Annotated in this window: 22 protein-coding genes; 6 read left to right on the top strand and 16 right to left on the bottom strand. The window is 65.5% G+C overall.

Features of this window, described 5'->3' with window-relative positions; genetic code table 11:
• Nucleotides 1-8: 8 nt before the first annotated feature.
• The 4 genes from mmsB to JQ592_RS12550 all read right to left on the bottom strand — a co-directional run bounded on the left by mmsB (nt 9) and on the right by JQ592_RS12550 (nt 4,750).
• Nucleotides 9-896, bottom strand: a complete 888-nt coding sequence (mmsB, locus tag JQ592_RS12535; RefSeq protein WP_211403160.1) for a 3-hydroxyisobutyrate dehydrogenase — start codon at nt 894-896, stop codon at nt 9-11.
• 25 nt (nt 897-921) lie between these two features.
• Nucleotides 922-1,989 carry an enoyl-CoA hydratase/isomerase family protein gene (locus tag JQ592_RS12540; RefSeq protein ID WP_211403161.1) on the bottom strand — a complete coding sequence of 356 codons (1,068 nt, stop codon included), beginning with the start codon at nt 1,987-1,989 and terminating at the stop codon, nt 922-924.
• On the bottom strand, nt 1,986-3,131 hold the full coding sequence (locus JQ592_RS12545) for an isobutyryl-CoA dehydrogenase (protein WP_211403162.1): 1,146 nt from the start codon (nt 3,129-3,131) through the stop codon (nt 1,986-1,988). The genes JQ592_RS12540 and JQ592_RS12545 overlap by 4 nt, the downstream gene beginning before the upstream one ends.
• 122 nt (nt 3,132-3,253) lie before the next feature.
• On the bottom strand, nt 3,254-4,750 hold the full coding sequence (locus JQ592_RS12550) for a CoA-acylating methylmalonate-semialdehyde dehydrogenase (RefSeq protein ID WP_211403163.1): 1,497 nt from the start codon (nt 4,748-4,750) through the stop codon (nt 3,254-3,256).
• Between the two features lie 102 nt (nt 4,751-4,852).
• On the opposite strand from JQ592_RS12550, the gene JQ592_RS12555 reads away from it, so the two are divergent.
• Nucleotides 4,853-5,761: a LysR family transcriptional regulator gene (locus JQ592_RS12555; RefSeq protein WP_211403164.1), complete on the top strand. Its 909-nt coding sequence runs from the start codon at nt 4,853-4,855 to the stop codon at nt 5,759-5,761.
• A gap of 109 nt (nt 5,762-5,870) precedes the next feature.
• Here JQ592_RS12555 and JQ592_RS12560 read toward each other — a convergent pair whose 3' ends face one another.
• Together JQ592_RS12560 and JQ592_RS12565 are read right to left on the bottom strand one after the other, a co-directional pair.
• The gene (locus JQ592_RS12560; RefSeq protein ID WP_211403165.1) at nt 5,871-6,491 is read right to left on the bottom strand and encodes a TetR/AcrR family transcriptional regulator; all 621 of its coding nucleotides are present in this window, start codon (nt 6,489-6,491) and stop codon (nt 5,871-5,873) included.
• Nucleotides 6,492-6,561: 70 nt separating this feature from the next.
• Nucleotides 6,562-7,089 carry a PaaI family thioesterase gene (locus JQ592_RS12565; RefSeq protein WP_211403166.1) on the bottom strand — a complete coding sequence of 176 codons (528 nt, stop codon included), beginning with the start codon at nt 7,087-7,089 and terminating at the stop codon, nt 6,562-6,564.
• Nucleotides 7,090-7,244: 155 nt separating this feature from the next.
• Between JQ592_RS12565 and JQ592_RS12570 the strand changes: the two genes are divergently transcribed.
• The 3 genes from JQ592_RS12570 to JQ592_RS12580 all read left to right on the top strand — a co-directional run bounded on the left by JQ592_RS12570 (nt 7,245) and on the right by JQ592_RS12580 (nt 10,932).
• Nucleotides 7,245-8,015, top strand: a complete 771-nt coding sequence (locus JQ592_RS12570; RefSeq protein WP_211403167.1) for an enoyl-CoA hydratase — start codon at nt 7,245-7,247, stop codon at nt 8,013-8,015.
• Between the two features lie 315 nt (nt 8,016-8,330).
• Complete coding sequence (locus tag JQ592_RS12575) at nt 8,331-9,527, top strand: acetyl-CoA C-acyltransferase (RefSeq protein WP_211403168.1); 1,197 nt, start codon at nt 8,331-8,333, stop codon at nt 9,525-9,527.
• Nucleotides 9,528-9,636: 109 nt separating this feature from the next.
• Complete coding sequence (locus tag JQ592_RS12580; RefSeq protein WP_211403169.1) at nt 9,637-10,932, top strand: MFS transporter; 1,296 nt, start codon at nt 9,637-9,639, stop codon at nt 10,930-10,932.
• Here the strand turns inward: JQ592_RS12580 and JQ592_RS12585 are convergent.
• From JQ592_RS12585 to JQ592_RS12595, 3 genes are all read right to left on the bottom strand, one after another.
• Nucleotides 10,929-12,302: a carbohydrate porin gene (locus tag JQ592_RS12585; protein ID WP_246820379.1), complete on the bottom strand. Its 1,374-nt coding sequence runs from the start codon at nt 12,300-12,302 to the stop codon at nt 10,929-10,931. The genes JQ592_RS12580 and JQ592_RS12585 overlap by 4 nt on opposite strands.
• Nucleotides 12,303-12,347: 45 nt before the next feature.
• Nucleotides 12,348-13,364 carry a transporter gene (locus JQ592_RS12590; RefSeq protein ID WP_211403171.1) on the bottom strand — a complete coding sequence of 339 codons (1,017 nt, stop codon included), beginning with the start codon at nt 13,362-13,364 and terminating at the stop codon, nt 12,348-12,350.
• Between the two features lie 108 nt (nt 13,365-13,472).
• Complete coding sequence (locus tag JQ592_RS12595) at nt 13,473-14,255, bottom strand: acetoacetate decarboxylase (RefSeq protein WP_211403172.1); 783 nt, start codon at nt 14,253-14,255, stop codon at nt 13,473-13,475.
• 282 nt (nt 14,256-14,537) lie between these two features.
• Here JQ592_RS12595 and JQ592_RS12600 point away from each other — a divergent pair, with 282 nt between their 5' ends.
• Entirely contained in the window at nt 14,538-15,713 is a 1,176-nt protein-coding gene (locus tag JQ592_RS12600; protein WP_211403173.1) for a patatin-like phospholipase family protein, read from the top strand.
• Between the two features lie 157 nt (nt 15,714-15,870).
• Here the strand turns inward: JQ592_RS12600 and leuD are convergent, their stop codons facing one another.
• The 5 genes from leuD to JQ592_RS12625 are packed head-to-tail and all read right to left on the bottom strand — an operon-like array spanning nt 15,871 to nt 21,117.
• Nucleotides 15,871-16,494: a 3-isopropylmalate dehydratase small subunit gene (gene leuD / locus JQ592_RS12605; protein ID WP_211403174.1), complete on the bottom strand. Its 624-nt coding sequence runs from the start codon at nt 16,492-16,494 to the stop codon at nt 15,871-15,873.
• The gene (gene leuC, locus JQ592_RS12610) at nt 16,491-17,900 is read right to left on the bottom strand and encodes a 3-isopropylmalate dehydratase large subunit (RefSeq protein ID WP_211403175.1); all 1,410 of its coding nucleotides are present in this window, start codon (nt 17,898-17,900) and stop codon (nt 16,491-16,493) included. Before leuC ends, leuD begins: the two co-directional genes overlap by 4 nt.
• 3 nt (nt 17,901-17,903) lie before the next feature.
• The gene (locus tag JQ592_RS12615) at nt 17,904-18,899 is read right to left on the bottom strand and encodes a Bug family tripartite tricarboxylate transporter substrate binding protein (protein WP_211403176.1); all 996 of its coding nucleotides are present in this window, start codon (nt 18,897-18,899) and stop codon (nt 17,904-17,906) included.
• A gap of 47 nt (nt 18,900-18,946) precedes the next feature.
• Entirely contained in the window at nt 18,947-20,161 is a 1,215-nt protein-coding gene (locus JQ592_RS12620) for a CaiB/BaiF CoA transferase family protein (RefSeq protein WP_211403177.1), read from the bottom strand.
• Nucleotides 20,158-21,117: a hydroxymethylglutaryl-CoA lyase gene (locus JQ592_RS12625; RefSeq protein ID WP_211403178.1), complete on the bottom strand. Its 960-nt coding sequence runs from the start codon at nt 21,115-21,117 to the stop codon at nt 20,158-20,160. Before JQ592_RS12625 ends, JQ592_RS12620 begins: the two co-directional genes overlap by 4 nt.
• 119 nt (nt 21,118-21,236) lie before the next feature.
• Between JQ592_RS12625 and JQ592_RS12630 the strand changes: the two genes are divergently transcribed.
• On the top strand, nt 21,237-22,199 hold the full coding sequence (locus JQ592_RS12630; protein ID WP_211403179.1) for a LysR family transcriptional regulator: 963 nt from the start codon (nt 21,237-21,239) through the stop codon (nt 22,197-22,199).
• A gap of 217 nt (nt 22,200-22,416) precedes the next feature.
• On the opposite strand, the gene JQ592_RS12635 is transcribed toward JQ592_RS12630, so the two are convergent.
• Entirely contained in the window at nt 22,417-23,082 is a 666-nt protein-coding gene (locus JQ592_RS12635) for a TadE/TadG family type IV pilus assembly protein (RefSeq protein ID WP_211403180.1), read from the bottom strand.
• On the bottom strand, nt 23,082-23,642 hold the full coding sequence (locus JQ592_RS12640; protein ID WP_211403181.1) for a TadE/TadG family type IV pilus assembly protein: 561 nt from the start codon (nt 23,640-23,642) through the stop codon (nt 23,082-23,084). The genes JQ592_RS12635 and JQ592_RS12640 overlap by 1 nt, the downstream gene beginning before the upstream one ends.
• Nucleotides 23,643-23,653: the final 11 nt, after the last annotated feature.

Here is a 23,653-nt window from a genome sequence, read left to right on the forward strand (position 1 = left end):
GGACTCCGTTATTTCGCGGCAAGGCTCCTAACGTGCTTGATAATTCCGGAAAAATCCACCCCGCCCTGGCCGGCTGCGTTGAAAGACTGATAGATCTCCTGCGCATGCTTGCCGAGCGGCGTCGCCGCGCCCGCAGCCTTCGCCGCATCCTGCGCCAGGGTGAGGTCCTTCACCATGAGCGCCGAGGCAAAGCCCGGCTTGTAGTCGTTGTTGGCGGGCGAGGTCGGCACCGGGCCCGGCACCGGGCAATAGGTGGTCAGCGACCAGCACTGGCCTGACGAGGTCGAGGCGACATCGAACAGCGCCTGATGCGAGAGCCCGAGCTTCTCAGCCAACGCAAAGGCCTCGCTCACCGCGATCATGGAAATGCCGAGGATCATGTTGTTGCAGATCTTGGCGGCCTGGCCGGCACCGGCGCCGCCGCAATGCACGATCTTCTTGCCCATGTTTTCGAGCACCGGCTTTGCAGCGGCGAATGCCTTCTCCTCACCGCCGCACATGAAGGTGAGCGTCGCCCCCTTGGCGCCGCCGGTGCCGCCGGAGACCGGCGCATCGACCGAGAGCACGCCGCTGTTGGCGGCCAGCGCATGCGCCTGCCGCGCGCTTTCGACGTCGATGGTGGAGCTGTCGATGATCAGCGCGCCCTTGGTCATGGCGGGCACCACCTCGTTCCAGACGCCGAGCACATGCTTGCCGGCTGGCAGCATGGTGACGACGACATCGGCGCCCTTCACCGCGCCCGCGGCGCTGTCGGCGATGCCGGCGCCGTCGGCCTTGGCCTGGTTGCGCGAGGCCTCGACGAGGTCGAACGCGACCACCTTGTGGCCGGCCTTGACGAGGTTAGCGGCCATCGGGCCGCCCATGTTGCCGAGACCGATGAATGCGATCGTGGCCATTGTTGTTTCCTCCGATTGAGCGTTGTTAGTTGAATTTGAGTTCGTCGGCGCCGATCTCGGCGAGATACGGCGCAAGCATGTCCGGCGTGACATCCTCGATCCGCGGCGGCGACCAGGTCGGATTGCGGTCCTTGTCGATCACGGCCGCGCGCACGCCCTCGCGGAAATCGTCGCTGCGGAACACTTCCAGCGCGGCGCGATATTCGCGCACCAGGCATTCCTCCAGGCTCGAAGATGCGCGCGCGAGGCGCAGCAGCTTCAGCGTCACCACCATGCCGCGCGGCGATTTTTCGCCCAGCGTCTTCAGCGTGGCCTGAGCGAAGTCGGAGCCGTCACGCTTCAGCGCCGCGACGATGTCCTCCATGCGGTCGAAACCGAACAGCGCGTCGATCGCCGGCTCCTTCGCGGCGACCGGCCCCGCGGTCTCGCCGGTTGCAAAGCCATCGATGAGCTTTCCGACTTCGGCGGCGGTCGCGCCCGGGCGCACCTTCGTCAGCGCCTCGCGCAGCTCGGGCAGCCTCGAAGCCGGCACCACCCAGTCCGCGAACTTCGCGTGGATCGCGTCCGGTCCGTTCATGGTCTGGCCGGTGAGCCCGAAATAGGTGCCGATCTCGCCCGGCGAATGCGACAGCAGATAGGTGCCGCCGACGTCGGGGAAGAAACCGAGCCCGACCTCGGGCATCGCAAGCTTCGTGCGATCGGTGACGACACGATGGCTGGCATGGGCGGAAAGCCCGACGCCGCCGCCCATCACGATACCGTCCATGAAGGCGACATAGGGCTTTGGAAACTTCTTGATCCGGGCGTTGAGGATGTATTCCTCGCGCCACAGGATCTTGCCGAGGTCGCCACCAGCCTTCGAACTCTCCCAGAGCGTGCGGATGTCGCCGCCGGCACAGAGACCGCGCTCGCCGGCGCCTTCCAGCAGGATCACGGCCACGGCCGGATCGGCCTCGAAGCGGTCGAGCGCCTTCTCGATGTCGCGAAACATCTCCAGCGTCACGGCGTTGATCGCCTTGGGGCGGTTGAGCCGGATGATGCCGGCCGCGCCCTCGACGCGGGCGACGAGATCGCCCTCTTCCGCTCCGCTCATCGCGCGCCCTCGATCAGTTTGCGCGCCACGATGAGCCGCATGATTTCATTGGTGCCTTCGAGGATCTGGTGCACGCGCAGATCGCGCACGATCTTCTCGATGCCGTATTCGCTCAAGTAACCATAGCCGCCGTGCAGCTGGAGCGCATGGTTGGCGACCTCGAAGCCGACATCGGTGCCGAAGCGCTTGGCCATCGCGCACAGCATGGTGGCGTCGGGGTCTTTCCGATCCAGCGCCGCAGCTGCGCGCCACAAAAACGTGCGTGCGGCCTCGAGCTCGATCGCCATGTCGGCAAGACGGAATTGCAGCGCCTGGAATTCGTCGAGGCGTTTTCCGAACGCCTTGCGTTCCTTCATATAGCTGCGCGCCTTGTCGAGCGCAGTTTGGGCACCACCAAGAGAACACGCCGTGATGTTGAGGCGGCCGCCGTCGAGGCCGGCCATCGCGATCTTGAAGCCTGTGCCCTCTTCGCTCAGGCGATTGACCACGGGCACGCGGGCATTCTCGAACATCACAGCGCGGGTCGGTTGCGCGTTCCAGCCCATCTTGCGCTCATTGGCGCCGAAGGAAACGCCCGGCGTCTTGCCATCGATGACGAGCGTCGAGATGCCGCCGGGCCCGTCGCCGCCGGTGCGCACCATCGCGACCAGAATGTCGGTGCCACCCGCGCCCGAGATGAACTGCTTCTGGCCGTTGAGGACGTAATGGTCGCCGTCACGCACCGCGCGGGTACGCAGCGCTGCCGCGTCCGAGCCCGCGCCCGGTTCGGTCAGGCAGTAGCTCGCGATCAGCTCCATGGTGCAGAGCTTCGGCAGCCATTGATGGCGCTGGGTGTCGCTGCCGAAGGCATCGATCATCCAGCTCGCCATGTTGTGGATGGAGATGAAGGCCGAGGTGGTCGGGCAGCCCGTTGCCAGCGCCTCGAAGATCAGCGCCGCGTCGAACCGCGACATGGCGGAGCCGCCGACATCCTCGCGGATGTAGATGCCGCCCATGCCGAGGGTTGCCGCCTCGCGCATCACGTCGACGGGGAAATGCTTCTCCTCGTCCCAGCGCAGCGCGTGCGGCGCAATCTTCTCCGCCGCAAACGCCAACGCCATGTCGCGAACCGCGATCTGTTCCTCGTTCAGAGCGAATTGCATGCTGCCGCCTACCCTTTCAGTCCATCGTCATTGCGAGCGCAACGAAGCAATCCAGCATCCGTCCGCAGAGACAGTCTGGATTGCTTCGTCGCAAGGGCTCCTCGCAATGACGGCTGAGGAGATTACTTCATCAGCGGGATCGAGAACTCCGCGCCTTCCTTGACGCCGGACGGCCAGCGCGAGGTCACCGTCTTGGTCTTGGTGTAGAAGCGGACCGAATCCGGACCGTGCTGGTTGAGATCGCCGAAGCCGGACTTCTTCCAGCCGCCGAAGGTGTAATAGGCAATCGGAACCGGGATCGGCACGTTGATGCCGACCATGCCGACATTGACCTTGGCCGCGAAGTCGCGCGCGGCGTCGCCGTCGCGGGTGAAGATGGCAACGCCGTTGCCATAGTCATGGTCGGACGGCAGCGCCAGCGCTTCCTTGTAATCGTGCGCGCGCACGACCGAGAGCACCGGGCCAAAAATCTCTTCCTTGTAGATCCGCATGTCCTTGGTGACGTTGTCGAACAGCGAACCGCCGAGATAGAAGCCGTTCTCGTAGCCCTGCATCTTGAAGCCGCGGCCGTCGACAGCGAGGGTTGCGCCTTCCTTGATGCCGATGTCGATGTAGCTCTTGACCTTCTCGACCGCCTCGCGCGTCACCAGCGGACCGTAATCGGCCGAGGGATCGATCGAGGTGCCGATCTTGAGCGACTCGACGCGCGGGATCAGCTTTTCCATCAGGCGGTCGGCGGTGGACTTGCCGACGGGGACGGCGACGGACACGGCCATGCAGCGCTCGCCGGCCGAGCCGTAGCCGGCGCCGATCAGCGCGTCGACGGCCTGGTCCATGTCGGCGTCCGGCATGACGATGGCGTGGTTCTTGGCGCCGCCGAAGCACTGGCAGCGCTTGCCGGTCTGGGCCGCGCGCTCATAGATGTACTGCGCGATCGGCGTGGAGCCGACGAAACCGATGGCCTTGATATCGGGATCGTCGAGGATGGCGTCGACCGCTTCCTTGTCGCCGTTGACGACGTTGAGGATGCCGGCCGGCAGACCCGCCTCCATCATGAGCTCGGCGAGCAGCATCGGCACACCGGGATCGCGCTCCGACGGCTTCAGGATGAAGGCGTTACCGCAAGCAATCGCAGGGGCAAACTTCCACATCGGGATCATCGCCGGGAAGTTGAACGGCGTGATGCCGGCGACGACGCCGAGCGCCTGGCGCATCGAATAGATGTCGATGCCGGGGCCGGCGCCTTCGGTGTACTCGCCCTTCATCAGATGCGGGATGCCGCAGGCGAATTCCGCGACTTCGAGGCCGCGCTGGATGTCGCCCTTGGCGTCGGGCACGGTCTTGCCGTGCTCGCGCGCCAGCAGCTCGGCGAGCTTGTCGTAATCGCGCTGCACCAGCTCGACGAACTTCATCATCACGCGGGCGCGGCGCTGCGGGTTGGTCGCAGCCCATTCGGGCTGCGCGGCGCGGGCGTTCTCGACGGCGGCACGGACCTCGGCCTTGGACGCCAGCGCCACTTTGGCCTGCACGTCGCCGGTCATCGGCTCGAAAACGTCGGCGGTGCGGCCAGAGGTACCCTTGACCTCCTTGCCACCGATGAAATGTCCGATTGAACGCATGGAATGGTCTCCTTCAGGCCGAGCGTGGTCGCTTTGACAAATCCTATTGACCTGCATTTTATAGGATTCAAGTCTGAGATAATGCACCATAGATGTGCGAAAATGCTGGATCAAGGTCACATCGACTGGGACGACTTTCGCTTCGTGCTGGCCATCGTGCGGGGCGGCTCGGTGTCGGCTGCGGCAAAACAGCTCGGCGTCGACCATGCCACGGTGATCCGCCGCGTCGACCGGCTGGAAAAGCACCTCTCCGCCAAGCTGTTTGACCGGCGCAAGACCGGCTATCTCCTCACCGAGGCCGGCCAGCGCGTCGCCGACAGCGCCGAAGCCATGGAATCGACCATCGTTGCCAACCAGGAACAGGTCGGCGGTTCGGTGGCGCGGCTGACCGGGACGGTGCGGATCGGCGCGCCCGACGGCTTCGGCACCGCCTTCCTGGCGCCGCGGCTGGCGCCGTTCGCGGACCGGTATCCCGATCTCGATCTGCAACTTGTGGCTACCGCGCGGCTGTTCAGCCTCTCCAAGCGCGAGGCCGACATCGCCATCAGCCTGACCATGCCGAAGGAAGGCCGCATCGTCGGCCGCAAGCTGCTCGACTACCGCCTCGGGCTTTATGCCGCGCCCGCCTATCTCGACCGTTTCCCTGAGATCACCTCGCGGCAGGACCTGCCGCAGCACCGCTTCGTCGGCTACATCGAGGAGCTCTTGTTCACGCCGGAGCTCGACTATCTGCCGCAGGTGTCGCCGCGGATTTCCGCGCGCTTCCGCAGCGCCAATCTGATCGCGCAGCTCAACGCCACCCTCTCCGGCTTCGGCATCGCCGTGCTGCCGCATTTCATGGCGAGCGACTATCCGCAACTGGTGGCCGTGCTGCCGGACGACATCTCGATCACGCGGACGTTCTGGATGCTGATGCACGCCGACAGCAAGGACCTGGCGCGGATCAGGGCCGTGGCGGATTACATCTCGGAGATCGTGGAGCGCGAGCGGGCGCTGTTTGCGGGACGGTAGCACCGGTGCCGTAGGGTGGGCAAAGCGAAGCGTGCCCACCAAATCTTTGCGATCATGGAAAACGTGGGCACGGCGCTGCCGCGCCTTTGCCCACCCTACGGCATCTCGTCTAGTTCTGCCTCGCCTTCTTCGCCGCCGCCATCTTCGGCTCGCGCTTCGCGCCCTCGAGCGCACTGTCCCGGCCCGCCTTCAGCAGTTCGTCGGACAATTCGCTGGAGCCGGCGATCCGCGCCAGCAGCATGGTGCCGGCCATCGTCGCCAAGGTCGCGATCGCCTGCTTGCGCGCGGTCTTGCGCGGCACGTTTGGAATGTAGTCGGTCATCATCTCGATCATCTCGTCGAGCTTGCCGGCGAAGGCTTTGCGCGTCTTCGGGCTCTCGCGGGCGATCTCGGCGCCGAGCGAAGGGATCGAACAGCCGTGGCCGGGATTGTCGCGGTGCAGCGCCGAGAGATAGGCCTCGGCGATCAGCGCCAGCCGCTTCTCGGGCGAGGCCTCACCGGTAATCTTGCGCCAATGCTCCATCGAGCGGTCCATGGCGTAGGCAAAGGCCTCGATCACCAGCGCCTCGCGGGAATCGAAATGCGCGTAGAAGCCGCCATGGGTCAGGCCCGCCTCCTTCATGAGGTCGGCGACGCCGATGCCATGGGCGCCCTTTTCACGCAGCCGCACCGAGGCCTTCTTCACGATGCGGTCGTGGGTTTCCTGCTTGTGTTCCCGGGAATAGCGCATGGACGTCTCATTGCATGTCGGAGATCATCTCATAACACAGAAATGGACCAGGCGGTGAATTAATTCGTGTTCAGCCATTGCCGATCATGGAGAAGGTTGCAGTTGCATGGACCGCGAGCGCACCCTTGCCGTCGCGGACGAACCCCTCGGTGTAGCTGGTCTGGCGTCCCAGCTTGATGATCTTGCCTTCGGCCGAGATCAGCCCGGAACGCACCGACAGCGGCCGCAGGAACGTCATTTTCAGGTCGAGGGTCACGGAGGACTGCCCCGCCTCCAGCCGGGTCGAGATCGCGCAGCCCATGGCGGTATCGATCAGGGCCGCGGCAGTTGCGCCGTGCAGCAGGCCGATGGTATTTTCGAGATCCTCGCGCGGCTCCAGTTCCATCACGATCCGGCCCGGTTCGACCACGGCCATGGTGAAGCCGATCAGCTTGGCGAAGGGCGGCGGCGGCAGTCGGCCATCGCGGATGCCGAGCATGGCGTCCATGCCCGACAGCCCCATGGCCACCTTGGCAACCGGCGCAGGGACCTGCCAGTCCACCACGCGTTCGCGTCGTTGCGCGGGCGAAAACAGGTCGAGTTGATCGGTGTCGGTCATGGGGCGCCCTTTTGAATGATACTCATCATACTATGCCACGGACTTCGCGCTGGCAACTCTCCACCCTCGCCCGCTTGACAAGCAAGGCGTTTCGGCCCGGAAGTGATCCCGACCGGCGCGCTTCGCGCCTTCCACGAAAGCACCGAGATCCCAAGATGGAAATGCTCAACAACCACTGCGGCATCACGCGCGATGCGCGCGGCGTCGTCCATGTCGCGATCTGCAACGCCGGCACGCTGAACATTCTGGGCTCGCCCGTGACCGACGCGGTGCGCGAAGCTTTGCAAAAGCTCGCCACCGACCGCAGCATCCGCGTCATGGTGCTACGCGGCCAGAGCGAGAAGAGCATGATCGGCGGCGCCGACATCAAGGAGATGGCCAGGCTCGACCAGAAGTCGGCCGAAGCCTTCATCAGCCGCCTGCGTGATCTCTGCGAGGCCGTGCGCCAGTTCCCTGCCCCGGTGATCGCGCGCATGCCCGGCTGGTGCCTCGGCGGCGGGCTCGAGGTCGCCGCCGCCTGCGATTTCCGCATCGCCGCCCATGATGCCCATTTCGGCATGCCGGAGGTGCGTGTCGGCATCCCCTCGGTAATCCACGCCGCGCTGCTGCCGCGCCTGATCGGCTGGGCCCGCGCGCGCTGGCTGGTGATGACGGCGGAGAACATCGATGCAGCCACCGCGCTGGCCTGGGGTTTGGTCGACAAGGTCGCGCCGGAGGGCGGGCTCGATGCGGAGATCGAGCATCTCGTGACCGCGCTGCTTGAATGCGGCCCCGAGGCCCTGCGATCGCAAAAGGCTCTGCTGCGCCAATGGGAGGAGCTGCCCCTGACGGAGTCAGTGAACCTCAGCGTGAAAGTGTTCGGCGAGTCGTTTCTGACGGACGAGCCGACGCGGCTGATGGGCGCGTTTGTGAACAGGAAGCGGTAGGCCCTAGGCTAGCGGACGCGGCCTATTGTTTGCCCCTCCTTACAACCACCCTCGGTGTCGTCCCGGCGAAGGCCGGGACCCATACGCCGGGAAGAAGTTGGGACGAGGAGCTCGTAACGACCGGTCTTCGTTCAACTTGACTCGGTGGCTATGGGTCCCGGCCTTCGCCGGGACGACGTTGGGGGAGGCAACTCGGCTCCGCCAAAAAACTTCATCCGACCCACGACATTTTCTCATCCCCGGCGCGGTTGCTTTTTTTGCGCCGCATCATATGATGATCGTAATCTTACAACGTCATCGCCAGGGAGTCCCGTCATGGCCGAAGCCGCCGATCCCGTCGTCATCGTCTCCGCCGCCCGTACCCCGCTCGGTCGCTTCATGGGCGAGCTTTCACCACTCCCCGCGCACAAGCTCGGATCGCATGTGATCGGTGCGGCGCTGGAACGCGCCAAGCTCGCGCCCGAAAAGGTCGACGAGGTCTTCATGGGCTGCGTGCTGCCGGCCGGACAAGGCCAGGCGCCGGCACGGCAGGCCGCGCGCGCTGCTGGCCTCCCCGACGCCACCGGCGCCACCACGGTGAACAAGGTCTGCGGCTCCGGCATGAAGGCGACCATGCTGGCGCACGACATCATCCGCGCCGGCTCGGCCGACATCGTGGTTTCCGGCGGCATGGAGAGCATGAGCAATGCGCCCTATCTGCTGGCCAAGGCGCGCGGGGGCTATCGCGCCGGCCATGACCGCATCATCGACCACATGATGATGGACGGCCTGGAAGACGCCTACGAGACCGGCCGCTCGATGGGCGATTTCGGCGAAGCGACCGCGGAGGTCTATCAGTTCACCCGCAAGGACCAGGACGCCTATGCGATGGAGACGCTGAGCCGCGCCCGCAAGGCGGTCGAGGGCGGCGCGTTCAAGGCGGAGATCGCGCCGATCACGCTGACAGAGAAGGCAGGTCCCCGCATCATCGCCAACGACGAGCATCCGCTGAAGGTCGATCCCGCAAAGATCCCCGGGTTGAAGCCGGCGTTCCGCGCCAACGGCACGATCACGCCGGCGGCCTCCTCCGCCAATGCCGACGGCGCTGCCGCGCTGGTGCTGACGAAGCGCTCGCTTGCCGATCAGAGCGGCCTGCCCGTTCTCGCCGAGATCAAGGGCCACGCCACGCACAGCCAGGAGCCGCAATGGTTCACGACGGCGCCGATCCCGGCGATCCGCAAGCTGCTGGACAAGGTCGGCTGGAGCGCAGGTGACGTCGACCTGTTCGAGATCAACGAGGCCTTCGCCGTGGTGGCGATGGCGGCGCAGCGCGATCTCGGCATTCCCCGCGACAAGCTCAACGTCAATGGCGGCGCCTGCGCACTCGGTCATCCCATCGGCGCCACCGGCGCGCGGCTGATCGTGACGCTGCTGCACGCACTGGAGGCACAGAACCTCAAGCGCGGTGTCGCGGCGCTCTGCATCGGTGGCGGCGAAGCCACGGCGATCGCGGTGGAGCGAAAGGCACACTAGCGCCAATGTCCGAAATTGAGGGAAGTCTGGCATTTCAGACTTCCCTCAATTGTGCCAGACAGCAAGGATGACGCGGGTCCCGTGGGCTCGCCAACAAGATTGAGGCCCAATGATTTCGAACTGGCTCGCGGCAGCACTGTCCCGCCGCAATATCCATTACGGCTGGGTGATGGTCGGCGTGACCTTCCTTGCCGCGCTGATCAGCGCCGGCACGGTCGGCGCGCCCGGCGTGTTCATCGTTCCCCTGCAGAAGGAGTTCGGCTGGAGCACGGCGCAGATCTCCTCCGCGCTGTCGATCCGCTTCATCCTGTTCGGGCTGATGGCGCCGTTCGCCGCCGCCCTGCTCAATCGCTACGGCCTGCGCAACGTCACGCTGACCGCGCAGCTCATCGTGGTCTCGGCGCTGGTCCTCTCGCTCGGCATGACCGAGATCTGGCAGCTCATCGCGCTGTGGGGCGTCGTGATCGGCATCGGCACCGGCATGACCGCGCTGGTGCTGGGCGCCACTATCGCGACGCGCTGGTTCGCAGCAAGACGCGGCCTCGTGGTCGGCATCATGACCGCGAGCGTCGCCACCGGCCAGCTCTTGTTCCTGCCGCTGCTCGCAAGCCTCACCGAACGCTTCGGCTGGCGCCTCGCGCTCGGCTTCGTCTGCATCATGCTCGGCGTCTCGGCGCTGGCCGTCCTGCTCGCGATGCGCGACCGGCCGAGCGATGTCGGCCTGCGTCCGTTCGGTGACGAGGGCACCGAGCCCCTGCCCGCCCCACCGGTCAGCCACGGCTCGATCACGGCGGTGGCGCTCGGCACGCTGCGCGACGCCTCGAAGTCGACCGCGTTCTGGATCCTGTTTGCGACCTTCTTCGTCTGCGGCGCGTCGACCAACGGCCTCGTCCAGGTCCACCTGATCCCGATGTGCCTCGATTTCGGCATCCCGCAGGTGCAGGCCGCCAGCCTGCTCGCGGCGATGGGTATCTTCGACTTCTTCGGCACGATCTTCTCGGGCTGGCTGTCGGACCGCTACGACAATCGCTGGCTCTTGTTCTGGTACTACGGCCTGCGCGGGCTCTCGCTGATCTTCCTGCCATTCAGCGATTTCTCGTTCTATGGGCTCTCGATCTTCGCAATGTTCTACGGCCTCGACTGGATCGCCACGGTGCCGCCGACGGTCCGGCTTACCGCGCAGAAATTCGGGCCCGAGCGCGCCAATCTGGTGTTCGGCTGGATCTTTGCCGGCCATCAGCTCGGCGCCGGCACCGCAGCGTTCGGCGCCGGCCTCTCGCGAACGGTCTATCAGAGCTATCTGCCTGCGTTCTTCATCGCCGGCGCGCTCTGCGTGTTCGCCGCGCTGATCGTGCTGGCGCTGTCGCGGCAGCCGAAGGCCGAGCCGAAGCCGGCGATGGCCTAATACCGGATCGTGGTGGTGACGCCGAACACTGCGGCGTCACCGATCCGCGATGTTCCGGTCGGATCGTTCGGGTTCGCGATCCCGCCCGAGGGCCGGAACACATATTGGAAGTAAGGTGCGATCAGCCAGCCGGGCTTGATATGCGCCTCGTAGATCATCTCGATCAGGGTCTCGTTGCTGCGCACCGGCCCCTGCACGCCGGTATAGACATTCGTGTCGACGTCGAGATTGCGCGCGGTGTTCGAGATCCGCATATAGGCCATCGCCACGCCGAAGCGGTCGAGGGGACGGCCGGGCGTGAAGCCGACGAAGCCGATGCCGCCGTCGAGGTAAAGATCGATCAGGTTGCGGTCCGGAGGGCTGTAGGCGACGCGCCCGAACGCAGTGATGCCCGGGAGCGAGGCCGAGGTGCTGTTGTCCTTTACCTCCGGCGGGCGATAGAGCACCTGCTCGATGACTGCGAAGATGCCGTAGTTGCCGCGCAGCCTGGCCGGAAGGCCGGTGCCGGCGGGATCGGCGATCGACTGGCCCTCGGCCGTAAAGCGCTGGCTGTCGAACGAGCCATAATGCTTCCAGGCGCCGGGCGTGAAATTGCCGGCGAGCGGACGACCGCCGACGTCGATATCGTAGTTGAAGCGGACCTGCCCAATCAGCCAGGGCGGATCGTTGACGCGGAAGGCGAGACCGTGATGGTCGCGCAGCTGCGGATCCTGATCGCCCGGTCCCGAGGGATCGCCGTTGAACACGGCACCGAAAAGAGTGACCTTGTCCGACAGCGTAGCCTTGATGCGAAGGCCGGGCACCGCGATCGGCGGCGCCGGGCCGCCGGCCGGAAGGTTGCTCGCCTTGATCGCGGGCCAGCCAAACGTGCCGTTGATGAAGAGGTCGTCGGTCTGGCTGTCGAAGAACTCCACATCGGCGGCCTGCTGGCCGGCCCTGATGTTCAGGCGATCGCCAAAGAAGCTCTGCTCGAAATAGGCATTGTAGAGCCGCTGGTCCGGTAGCGCCTCGATCTCGCTGATGGTGGCGAGATTCATCACGTAGTTGCGGGACAGCCCCTGCCCGTAGATCACGAAGGCATTGGCGTAGAAGCGGCCGCCGGTCCAGCCGACCAGCTTGTCGAGATCGGCATCGACCGACAGATCGAGCCGGCCAAAATGGATCGCGCCGCGCTTCACACCGCCGGAGACGTTGGCGATGTTGTCCGCGATATAGGTGGCGCCGAAGTTGAGGCCCTTGTTGGCAAGGCCGTCATGCCATTCGTTGAACCATTTTGGAAACAGCCACGGGGCCGAGCTCTCGTCCTTGGCGCCGGCGAGCGCGCTCGTGCTCGCCAGCGTGCACGCTGCCGCGACGGCGACCTCTCGCAACCGAAATGTTCGGGCAGATCCGCTCACTATCGATACCGGCTGGCGCTATTTGAAGATGCCCTTGCGCCGCATGAACACGTAGGCGAGGCCGACCGAGCTCGCCATCAGCACCGCCGCCCAGAGGAATCCGGTCTCGACGTCGGTGAGCGGCAGGCCCTTGGTGTTCATGCCGAAGATGCCGGTGATCAGCGTCGGCGGCAGCAACAGCGAGGTCACGATCGAGAGCGTGTGGAGATGACGATTGCTCTCCTCCTCGTTCTTGAAGCGCAGCTCCTCCTCGAGCAGACGGCTGCGCTCGCGCAGCTCGACGATGTCGTGATCGAGGCCATCGAGCCGCTGCGCGAGCTTGCCGGCGTGGATGCGAAGCGCGGGCGAGAGGTGGTCGGTGTTCTTCTGATCGAGGCGATGAAACAGCACGCGCAGGCCAGTGAGCTGGCGATGCAGCCTGACACAGGTGCGGCGCAGGCGGCCGAGGTTACGGCGCATCTCGGGCTTGGCGTCGTCGGCGAGAATGCGTTCCTCGATGTCGTCGATCTCCTGCCCGAGCTTGTCGACCATCCGGTCAAGCGTGTCGGCGACCTCGTCGACGATCTTTTCCAGGAGATGGGCGACATTGTCGACGCGGTAGCCGCCTTCGAGCACCCGCCGCGTCGCGTCCGCCGAGCACAGTGCCTGATGACGGCCGCTGACCAGGAGGCGCTCGGTCATGGCGAAGCGCAGGAATGCGGTCTCCTCCGTCGCGCTGTCGATCTCGCGGACGAGATCGGAGAACACGCCATAGACGCAATGGTCGATGACGTGGAGCTGCTGGAAGGTGTCGTGCGAAAGCAGCAGATCACGCGCGAGCGGCGGCAGGCTGGACACCGCAATCCATGGACGCACGCGCGCGTCCGTCAGGTTGAAATGCAGCCAGAGCCGGCCGTCATGGCTGAACTCGATCGGCTGGTCGATCGGCAGCGCCTCGGCGCTGCCGTCGCTGTGCAGGCGGAACGCCCAGACCAGGCCGGGAATGGCGGGGTCGGTGTCCGACATCGCGCTGACAAGCTTCGCCGGCTCAGCCATGCGGCCCCCCACGTCCATGCAGCCCATCCCGGAACGGGCGTCGGCGGCCCGCTCCGGATCTCTCGCGGGTACTCAATTACGCCAGTGTTACAGTTTGATGATGGCGCCCTACTCTGCGGCCAGCCCCGTCGCAGCCACAGCTTCCGCTTCCCTGACATAGTCGTGCACGACGCGGCCGAACGGCAGCGTGAGGTCGGCGATGTAGTGATGCGCACCGAGGCAGCGGCGGACCGGAAAGTCCGCAACCGGCGCGTTGACATGCGGCACCAGGTGCAGCCGGCCGGGTCCCATCCAGGAGCCCTTCGGCACGATGTCGACGAGGTTGATCGCGACGAGCTGGCAGACCTCGAGCCGGCCGTCGACGCCCGGGATCATCTTCAGATTCACCTGCGTCTTCGACAGCGTGGCGCGGGTGAGATCGCCGTTGCCGGCCATGCTCTCGTGCTTGTAGCCCATCGTGCCCATGGCGACGAGCTGGCCGGCATATTCCAGCGTGCCCGTCAGCGTGTCCTTGACGATCTCGAGTTTTGGATGGGCGTACTTCTTGGGAAAGCCCCAGATCTCGCGGCCGGCGGCGATCGGCGGATCGTCGTCCAGGTACATCTGCGAGACGAAGTTGACCTCCTCGCCGTTGAGGCGCGCGGGGATGACGAGGCCGGATTCGGTGTAGCTGCCGAAGCCGGAGGAGTCCGGCATCTTGATCCATTCGTAATGCACGATCGGCTGCACGATCGGCTCCAGCGGCTCAGGCAGGCCGGCGCGGATCAGGTCCGGGTCGGTCTCGTAGGTGATGACGAGGAATTCGCGGTTGACGAAGCGATATGGCCCGGCCGGATAGCTCGGCCCGGCAGCCGGCATGGACGGAAGTCTCAGCACGTCTTCCCTGCGCATCGCTGGTCTCCTGATCTCTGTGATGCCTGCCCGGCAGCGTCAGGCGGCGATGCCAATTGCTAGCCGCGCTCGTTGACCACGCTGTGAAGGATTTCCGTCAGGCCCGCGACTGCCGGCATTCCCGTTCCGGTTGACGCGCATGCAGGCGATGCATCGGCGCGGAAATTGTCATCACGCCGTCACCGCAGGACGCAATCGTTTGGCTCTTTATTCTTGGAGCATGATCCTCTCGGAAAACCGCTGCGCACTTTTCCGGATCATGCTCGGCACGGAGGCATCACCATGGACGCCCGCACGTCGCAACCGACATATCAGACCCATCAGCCTCCCTCACGCGGCTGGCGCCCCGAGCGCTGCGACCGCGTCGCGCTGGTGCTGCAGGGCGGCGGCGCGCTCGGTGCCTACCAGGCCGGCGTCTACCAGGCGCTGCACGAGGCCGGCATCGAGCCCGACTGGGTCTGCGGCGTCTCGATCGGCGCCATCAACTCCGCGATCATCGCCGGCAACCGGCCGGAGAAGCGGCTCGATGCGCTGCGCGTCTTCTGGGAGCGCATCACCAACCGCAAGATCTGGCACTACACGCCCGACGGCGACGTCTTCCGCCAGTGGCGCAACCTCACCAGCGCGTGGATGACCTCGGCCATGGGCCAACCCGGCTTCTTCACCCCGCATCAGGTCAATCCCTGGTTCAGCCCGGTCGGCGCCCGCACCGCGACCAGCTACTACGACACGACACCGCTGCGCGAGAGCCTGCGCGAGCTCGTCGACTTCGATCTCATCAACGAGAAGAAGGTTCGCTTCGCCGTCGGCGCGGTCAACGTGCTCTCGGGCAACTTCATCTATTTCGACAACGCCCATGACGAGATCGGGCCGGAGCACATCATGGCATCGGGCGCCCTGCCCCCGGCGCTGCCGATGGTGCGGATCGGCACCGATCATTTCTGGGACGGCGGCATCGTCTCCAACACGCCGCTGCAGCATCTGCTCGACCAGGAGGACGACCTGAACTCACTGGTGTTCCAGGTCGACCTGTTCAGCGCGCGCGGCGTGCTGCCGCGCTCGATCCAGGACGTGATGGCCCGCCACAAGGACATCATGTATTCCTCGCGCACGCGCCACAACACCGACGTCTACCGCCGCACGCACAATCTCAAGGTCCTGCTCTACAAGGCGCTGGCGAAGCTCCCCGACGAGCAGCTCTCCGACGAGGAGCGCCAGCTCAAGGCGAGCCTGCGCAACATGCCGGAGATCGCGATCCTGCACCTGATCTACCAGCAGAAGGCCTATGAGGGCGATGCCAAGGACCACGAGTTCTCGGGCACCTCGATGCGCGAGCACTGGACGAGCGGCTACGAGGACACCAAGCGCACGCTGAAGCGCCGCGACTGGATCAAGATGCCGGACGAAGGCATGGGGCTGGTCGTGCACGACGTGCACCGGGAGACCGAGAGCGCGTAGGTTCTGCCTCGCGGAGCGCTCAAACAAAAAAGTGCGAAAACAACCCCATGCACAGTAGCCTGGGTGTGGCGGATCAATGGCTTAGCGTGTCCGCCAGCTCATTTGACCCGTCGGGCAAAACACTGGCATGGTGGCATCATCGCACGTGGCCCCCGCCTCACCCCGCGAGCCATGGACAGGCTTCGGTCAGGCGACGTTGCGTTGCCACGATGTCTGGGATGTACTGCGCGGTCAGCGCGAATTCGTCGACGCCCTGGACGATCATCTCCAGACCCATCTCGTCTGCGCTGAAAGAGCCAATGGCCTGACCGTCGATTTCGATGTGACGTGCGACGAGGTCGATCGACATTTGCGGCGGCCGGGGGCGGCTCAACGCGCTGACGATGCGGGCATGGGTCGCGGCATCGACGGTCGCAGGCAACAGATGGTTCTTGTAGGCGTTCTGCTCGAAGATTTCGGCAAAGCTCTTCGCAATGATTGCACGGAAGCCGTAGTCCAGCAGAGCCCATACGGCGACCTCACGTGAGGAGCCGCAGCCGAAATTCTCGCCGGCAAGCAGGATCGGCCCTTCCGCGAACTGCACGTCGTTCAGCACGAAATCCGGCTTGAGGTGCCCCGCAGCGTCGAAGCGGAATTCGTGGAAGAGGACCTCGTGCAACCGGTCCCGGCCGCCGCCGTTAATCCGCTTGTGCGGCGCCGCGGGGACAAGTGCGTCGGTGTCGACATTGTCCCACAGCAGCGGAACGGCAACGCCTTCGATGCTGGTGAGCTTGCCTGTCATGCCAAGGTCCTTGCCAAGGTCCTGACATCGGTGATCGCACCATTGACGGCCGCGGCGGCAACCATCGGCGGGCTCATCAAGTGCGTGATCGATCCCGGGCCCTGCCGGTTCTCAAAATTCCGGTTCGAGGTGGAGGCGCAGCGCTTGCCGCGGCCGACGACGTCGGGCCCCAGCGCCGCGCAGAGAGAGCACGCGGACTCGTGCCATTCGAAGCCTGCGTTGCGGAAGATCCGATCGAGCCCCTCGGCCTCGGCCTGTCGTTTCACGCCGGATGACCCCGGGACCACCAGCGCGCGCACGGCCGGCGCGACCTTGCGTCCGTCGACGATGCGCGCTGCTGCGCGAAGATCGGAAAGCCGGGCGTTTGTGCAGGAGCCGATGAAGGCGACGTCGATCGGTGTCCCCAGGATGGGCTTGCCCGCGTTGAGGTTGGCGTAGACGAGCGCCCGCTCCCATCGGGAGCGCTGCGACTGGTCCCTTGCCGTCCCGGGATCAGGGACGGCGCCATCGATGGGGATTGCATCTTCCGGGCTGGTGCCCCAGCTCACCATGGGGGCGATCGAACGCGCATCGATGGCGTACTCCTTGTCGAAATGCGCATCATCGTCGCTCGCAAGATCGCGCCAGGCGGACACTGCCGCGTCGAACGCGGCCCCTTTTGGCGTTCTCGGACGTCCGTCGAGATAGGAGAAGACCGCATCATCGGGCGCGACCAGCCCGATCCGGGCGCCGAATTCGATGGAGAGATTGCACAGCGTCATCCGCTCCTCGACCGAGAGCGCCCGGATGGCGCTGCCGGCATATTCGACGGCGCAGCCGGTGCCGCCATCCGTCGAGAAACGCGAGATGATCGCCAGCGCAATATCCTTCCCGCTGACCCAGGGATCGAGAACGCCGTTGACGGTCACGCGCAATGATTTCGGCCGTGGCAGCCAGAGCGCCTGATAGGCGAGCGCGTGTGCAATCTCCGTGCTGCCGATCCCGAAGGCGATCGCGCCCAGCGCGCCGTTGGTGCAGGTGTGGCTGTCACCGCAGACCGCCGTCATGCCCGGAAGCACAGCGCCCTGCTCCGCGGCGACGACGTGGACGATGCCCTGGGCGGGATCCCCGAGCCCGATCAGGGGAATGCCGCGTTCGGTGACTTCCCGACGGAAGGCGCGCACAGTCGGCGCCATCACGGGATAGGTCTCTTCAGTCCGGCCGGACGCGGTCGCGACGGTGTGATCGATCACGGCCAGGGTGCGCGCGACATCGGCCACCGCGAGGTTGCGCGCGCGCAAAGTCTCGAAGGCGGGCAGCGAGGTCATGTCGTGGAGAAAGACGCGGTCCAGCGTCAAGAGGTCCCGCGTTCCGTACGTCCTGGCGGTGTGGGATTGCCAGACCTTCTCGAACAGCGTTCGCGGCATGCCCTACTCGCCTGTGATGCCAAGCGCGCGGACAAGCTCGCCCCGCGCCTTGTAGTCGATCTCGATCTGGCGCTTGAAGTCGTCCTGGGTGCCCCCCATTGCGACCATGCCCTGCTTGTCGAGCCATGTGCGCATCGACTCGGCTGCGAGGATCGCGTTGATCTCCTTGTTGAGGGCCGCGATCACCGGCGCCGGCGTCTGCTTCGGCAGCATCAGCCCGATATAGCTGATGATCTTGAAGCCGGGGTACGTCTCGCTGATAGTGGGCACGCCCGGCAACAGGGGATAGCGCTGCTCGGACGTGACGCCGAGCAGCTTGATCTGGCCTGCCGTCGCCAGCGGCTCCACGGCCGTTGGCGCGCCGAAGATCAGGGGTATCTGCCCGGCCAGGAGGTCGCTCACCGACGCCGCCGTTCCCTTGTAGGGAATATGGGTCATGGTGAAACCACCGGACTTCTGCAGCATCTCGCCGGCGAGGCGATGCGGCGTCGACGCGCCGGCGCTGCCAAAGCTCAGTGCCTGCGGCTTCTGCTTGCCCAGAGCTGCGAGCTCGGCGACTGAATTGGCCGGCACATCCTTCGCCGCGGCCAGCAACAGCGGCGACCAGGCGACGCTGACGACGGGCTCCATCGCCTTCGAAAGATCGAAATGGTTGCTGGTCGCAAGGTGCGGATCGATGGTGAGCATCGCATCCGTGACCATCAGCACCGTGTATCCGTCCGGCTCCGCCCGCGCTGCCGCCTGCGCCGCGATCATGCCGTTGGCGCCGGTCTTGTTCTCGATCACGACGGAGATCTTGAAGGTGTCACCGAGTTGCTTGCCGATGGTCCGCGCCAGCGCGTCGGCCTGGCCTCCCGCGGAATAGCCGACAAGGATCGTGATCGTTCGCGCGGGATAGGCTTGCGCCCCCGCGGGCTCCACCATCGCAACCAGCCCAAGCAGCGCAATCGCGGCCGCTGGAATACGCGCCGTCCAACGAAGCAGCATGCGGGACATCATGATCCCTTCCCTCCCTGTTGCAGATGGTGGCTCGGCCACTCTTCTTTTTATGCAGGCACGTTCGCGGACGTGCCCAATATGCCGGCGGCGCGGAGATCAGCGATCTCGCGCGCCGAATATCCGGCCGCCCCTAAGATGTCGTCGGTGTGTTCGCCAATGCGAGGCGGCTGGCGCTCGAGGCCCGGCCGGTCGCGCGCGTCGCCGAACTCGACCGGCAGCGCCGGAATTCCGACCAGCGGTCCGCCGCCAAAGCCGGCGATGGCCGTTGCCAGCAGTCCACCATTGGCCAGCAGATGCGGATCGACCGACAGCTCATCCGGCCGCCCTACCCGCGAATACGCCACGCGGGCGGTTTCGCATTTGGCGAGAATCTCCTCGAGCGGCAGTCGCGCGATCCGCCGCTCCAGTTCGGGAAGCATCCATTCGCGCGCCTCGCAGCGATTGGCGTTGCCGAGGAGCCTCGGATCGTCGCGCCAGTCGTCGAAGCCGAACGCCTCGCAGAAGCGTTGCCAGTGCCCGTCGGAGGTGCATCCGATGAAGACCTGGCCGCCATCCGATGCCGTGAAGACGTCGTACACGCCCCAGGCATTCTTGCGGGCCGGCATCGGCGGCATCGGACCGCCGATCACCGCGCTGCCGACGACGAGCGCGCCGAGCATGAAGGTTGCGCTCTCGAACAGCGAGCTCGAGACCTTCTGTCCCATGCCGGTAACGTCGCGCTCGCGCAGCGCCGACAACGCCGCCACGACGCCGAAGACGCCGCCGAGGATGTCGATCACGGGCGCGCCTGCGCGCAGCGGCCGGCCGGGCGGCCCCGTCATGTAGGCGAGACCGGATTGCATCTGCACGACTTCGTCGAGTGCGCCCCGGTTCTCGTAAGGGCCCTTCAGGAAACCCTTCATCGACAGGTACACGAGCCGCGGGTTGATCTTGCGCAGATCGTCCCAACTGCATTTCAGCCGCTCGATCGTCCCGGGGCCGAAATTCTCCAGCACGACATCGGCATCCTTCACCAGCCGGTGCACGATGGCCTGCCCCTCCGGCCGCTTCAGATCGATCGCGATGGAGCGCTTGTTGCGGTTGTAGGTCGCGAAGAATCCGGCTGCGAAGCCCGGCAGCCGCCGGGTCGGATCGCCGTCGGCAGGCTCGATCTTCACCACGTCGGCGCCGAGATCGGCGAACAGAACGCCCGCGCACGGACCCATGATGGTATGGCCGAAATCCAGCACCTTCAGTCCGGCGAGCGGCTTCGCGGAGGTCATGCGCCGGCCCTCCGCCGAAATGCGGCGAGCGTGCCCGATCGCAGCGCTGCGCTCGGCAGCCGGTGTCCGACGATCCGCTCGGCAAGCCGTCCGGCCTCGATCAGCGCCTCGATGTCGAGGCCCGTTGCGATGCCCATTTCCTCGCACAGCAGCGCCAGCTCTTCGGTGGCGATGTTGCCGGGTGCACCCGGCTGTCCCGCGAACGGGCAGCCGCCGAGCCCCGCCACCGCGGCATCGAACGCAGTGACGCCAAGTCGCAGCCCCTCATAGGCGCAGGCGATGCCCTGGCCACGGGTGTCGTGCAGATGCAGCGCGATCCGCAGATCGCTCCAGCGGTCGCGGACAGCCCCGACCGCCGCCGCGATCCGCTGCGGTGTGGCCCAGCCCATGGAATCGGCGAGCGACACCTCGTGCACCTCGATGCCGGCTTCGCGCGCGATCGCGAGCCCGTCGGACACGGTCTCGACAACCCGCGCCGCCCGCACGTCTCCGCCAAAGTTGCAGCCGAAGGCGGCCATGACGATGATCTTGGCAATCGGCACGCCCGCCTCTCGGTGCGCGCGCACATATTTTTGCATCGCCTCGATCTGCCCGGCACGATCGCGGTTGAGATTGCGAAGCGCGAACGGCTCGGAGGCGCTCAGCGAGATGAACCCCGCGAGCGTGAGCTTGTCCTTGAACGCCAGAGCGCGCTGCAGACCGCTGTCGTTGAACCACAGCGCTGTGTACTCGACACCTGCGCGGGGGCTGAATCCCGCAACAACCGCCTCGGCGTCGGCCCAGCCCGGCACCTGCCTGGGATTGACGAAGGACGCGACCTGAATGCGCGAAAGCCCGGTCGCCGAGAGCGCGTCGATCAAGGCGATCTTGTCCGCGGTCGCGATCGGCCCCGGCTCGATCTGAAAGCCTTCGCGCGGCCCCTCCTCGGTGATGACGATCCTGTTCGGCAGGTCCATGCCGCAACGCTCCCGGAGCTGTTCTTATTGGTTCTGGCCGGAGCTTGCCGGGCACCAAGACATCTGACAAATATAATATGAAGATCGTCGTGATCTGATAATTAGATCGGAGCCGTGCGATGGCGCTGGGGTTGCGGCAGATCAGGTACTTCATCGCGATCGCCGATGCCGGGGTGCTGTCGCGTGCCGCCGAGACCCTCAACATCGCACAGTCTGCGCTCAGCCATCATGTTGCGGCGCTAGAAGCCGACCTCGGCGTGAAGCTCCTGGAACGGCGGCCACGCGGCATCGCCCTGACCGCGGCGGGACGCCGGCTCTACGAACATGGCAGCGCGGTGCTGGCGAGTCTTGGCAAGGCCGAGGAGGACGTGCGGACCTATAACGAGGCGGCAACGGGACCGGTGAGCCTCGGCCTCAGCCACACCGCGATCGCGATGGTCGCGCTCGATCTCATGAAGGCGGTCCGCACACACTCCCCCGGCGTGCACCTGACAATCATCGAAGCGCTGTCACCGGCGCTGATCGAGCGCGTCCTATCGGGCACGGTCGATCTCGCGCTGGCGTACAATCCACCGCGGGATGCCCGGCTGGATGTGGAATGGCTGCACGAGGAAGATCTTTTCCTCGTCGGACATCCGGGCCTGATCGGCCGATCCTCCGGTCCGGTTCCCTTCTCCGCCATTCCGCAGAAGAGCGTGCTCGGGCTGACGCCGCTGCCCGCCTCCCGCGCCATCATCCAGACCCAGGTCCTGCGCAACCAGATCGTCCCGAGCCCGACGCTCGAGGTCGATTCCCTGTCGGCGCTGCGCATGGCGCTCGAAGCCGGGCTCGGATGCGCAATCCTCTCCCGCGCCACGGTCCTTGCAGACATCGCGGCGGAGAAATATCACGCCCGCCGCATCGTCGATCCGGCACTGTCGCGTTCGCTTGCCCTGGTTGCTCTCGCAGACCGGCCACAGACCAAGGCCTTCCTCGAGGTCCGCAAGACCGTGACGGAGGTCGTCCGCGCAGCCGTGAACGAACGACGATGGCCTGCGAAGAAGAGCGAACGGCAGCGCAGACGCGCCGGCCCTGCGGCCTGACCTAGGGCTATCGCATATGACAGTAGGAGGCTGCCGAATGAGCTCGGCCTGCATGGTTCGAGACGCCCGCTTTGGCGGGCTCCTCACCATGAGGGTCTAATATCTGGCCGCAAAACGTGTCCTCATCCTGAGGGCCCGCCCTAGGCGGACGTCTCGAAGGATGGGCCGCAGGCAAGCTGCCCGCCACGTTATATGCGATAGCCCTGCGGATCAGGCCTCAGCAGGTCTTCTGCTGCAGATGCTGGATGCATGTGCAGGTCGTCGACGACGACGAATATTTCACGTCGTAATACGGGAAGCTCGACACGGCCGGGCTGTTCGTCGAGCAGCGCGGGAACAGGTAATAGCTGTCGCTCAGCTTCACGGTGCCGGTGAGGGTGTAGCCGAGGTTCGTCTTGTAATCATAGGTAACCTCGCTGAGAATGAGCGAGATGTTCGCATTGCTGGGATTCTTCGGATCAGGTGCGGTGAACGAGGACAACGTCATCGGATCACCCTTCTTTCTCGCCGCCGACGAATCGGTCGACTCGCTCCATTGGACAGTCGCGTTTCCACTGCCGTCGGTAGAGACTTCGGACACCGTGATCGTAATGAGCGAAGCGCCGCTACCATCCTTGACGGGAAAAGGCGCCATGATTGCCTGCGCCGAGCCGAGAATGGCTTGCATGCGGGCCGTGCTGATTGACGTGTTCTGCGTGACCATGTCGACGACACTGTGCGCGGTGGCGGTGACCTTGACGTTCATCGCCAGCCCGTTGCCGAGCTCGACGCCGCCGATGTAGAGCACCAGCATGAAGGGCGCCACGATGGCGAACTCCGTCGCTGCAACAGCGCGGACATCGGCTAGCAGGCGCCGAGCGCGAGACGACAAGGCGGCGATCATCAGGAGGCTCCTGGCTCGTTCTGGAACGCGGCCGACGACGTGAGCAGCCGGTTGCCGGTCGAAAGGTTCGAGAGGTTGAAACCGAGCGGCCCGAGCATGACGGGCCAGACATACATCACCCTGAGAATGACGATGTCACCGGCATCTCCCGGATTGTATTGCCAGGTGTTCGTGACGGCCCCGGAACTGTCGAAGGTCAAGGTCGGCATGCCCGTGTTGGCGGAGGACCACGAATTGGCCACCTGCAGGTCAACCATCAGACCACTGCAGGTGAACAGGATCGAGATCTGATCGCAGACCTTCTGCTTGAAGGCGGCCTGGGTCATCTGCGCAGACTGCACCTGCCCGGTCATGACCAGGCGCGCGGATTGACGCGTGATGTTCTCGAGCAGCTGTTGGGCAAAGAAGACGAGGAACGTCTGAAGGAGCGCGATGATGAGGGCGAGGAACGGCGCGGCCACGAGCGCGAATTCGACGGCCGTGGCCCCCCTGCTGTCCCGCGCGAAAGCAGCGCAGCGATTGCGGCATCTCTTCGTTGTTGCAACACCCGGCCCCGTCATGGCGCTTTTCT

Origin of the sequence: Bradyrhizobium iriomotense (assembly GCF_018129405.1) — a bacterium.
Lineage (GTDB): Bacteria > Pseudomonadota > Alphaproteobacteria > Rhizobiales > Xanthobacteraceae > Bradyrhizobium > Bradyrhizobium iriomotense_B.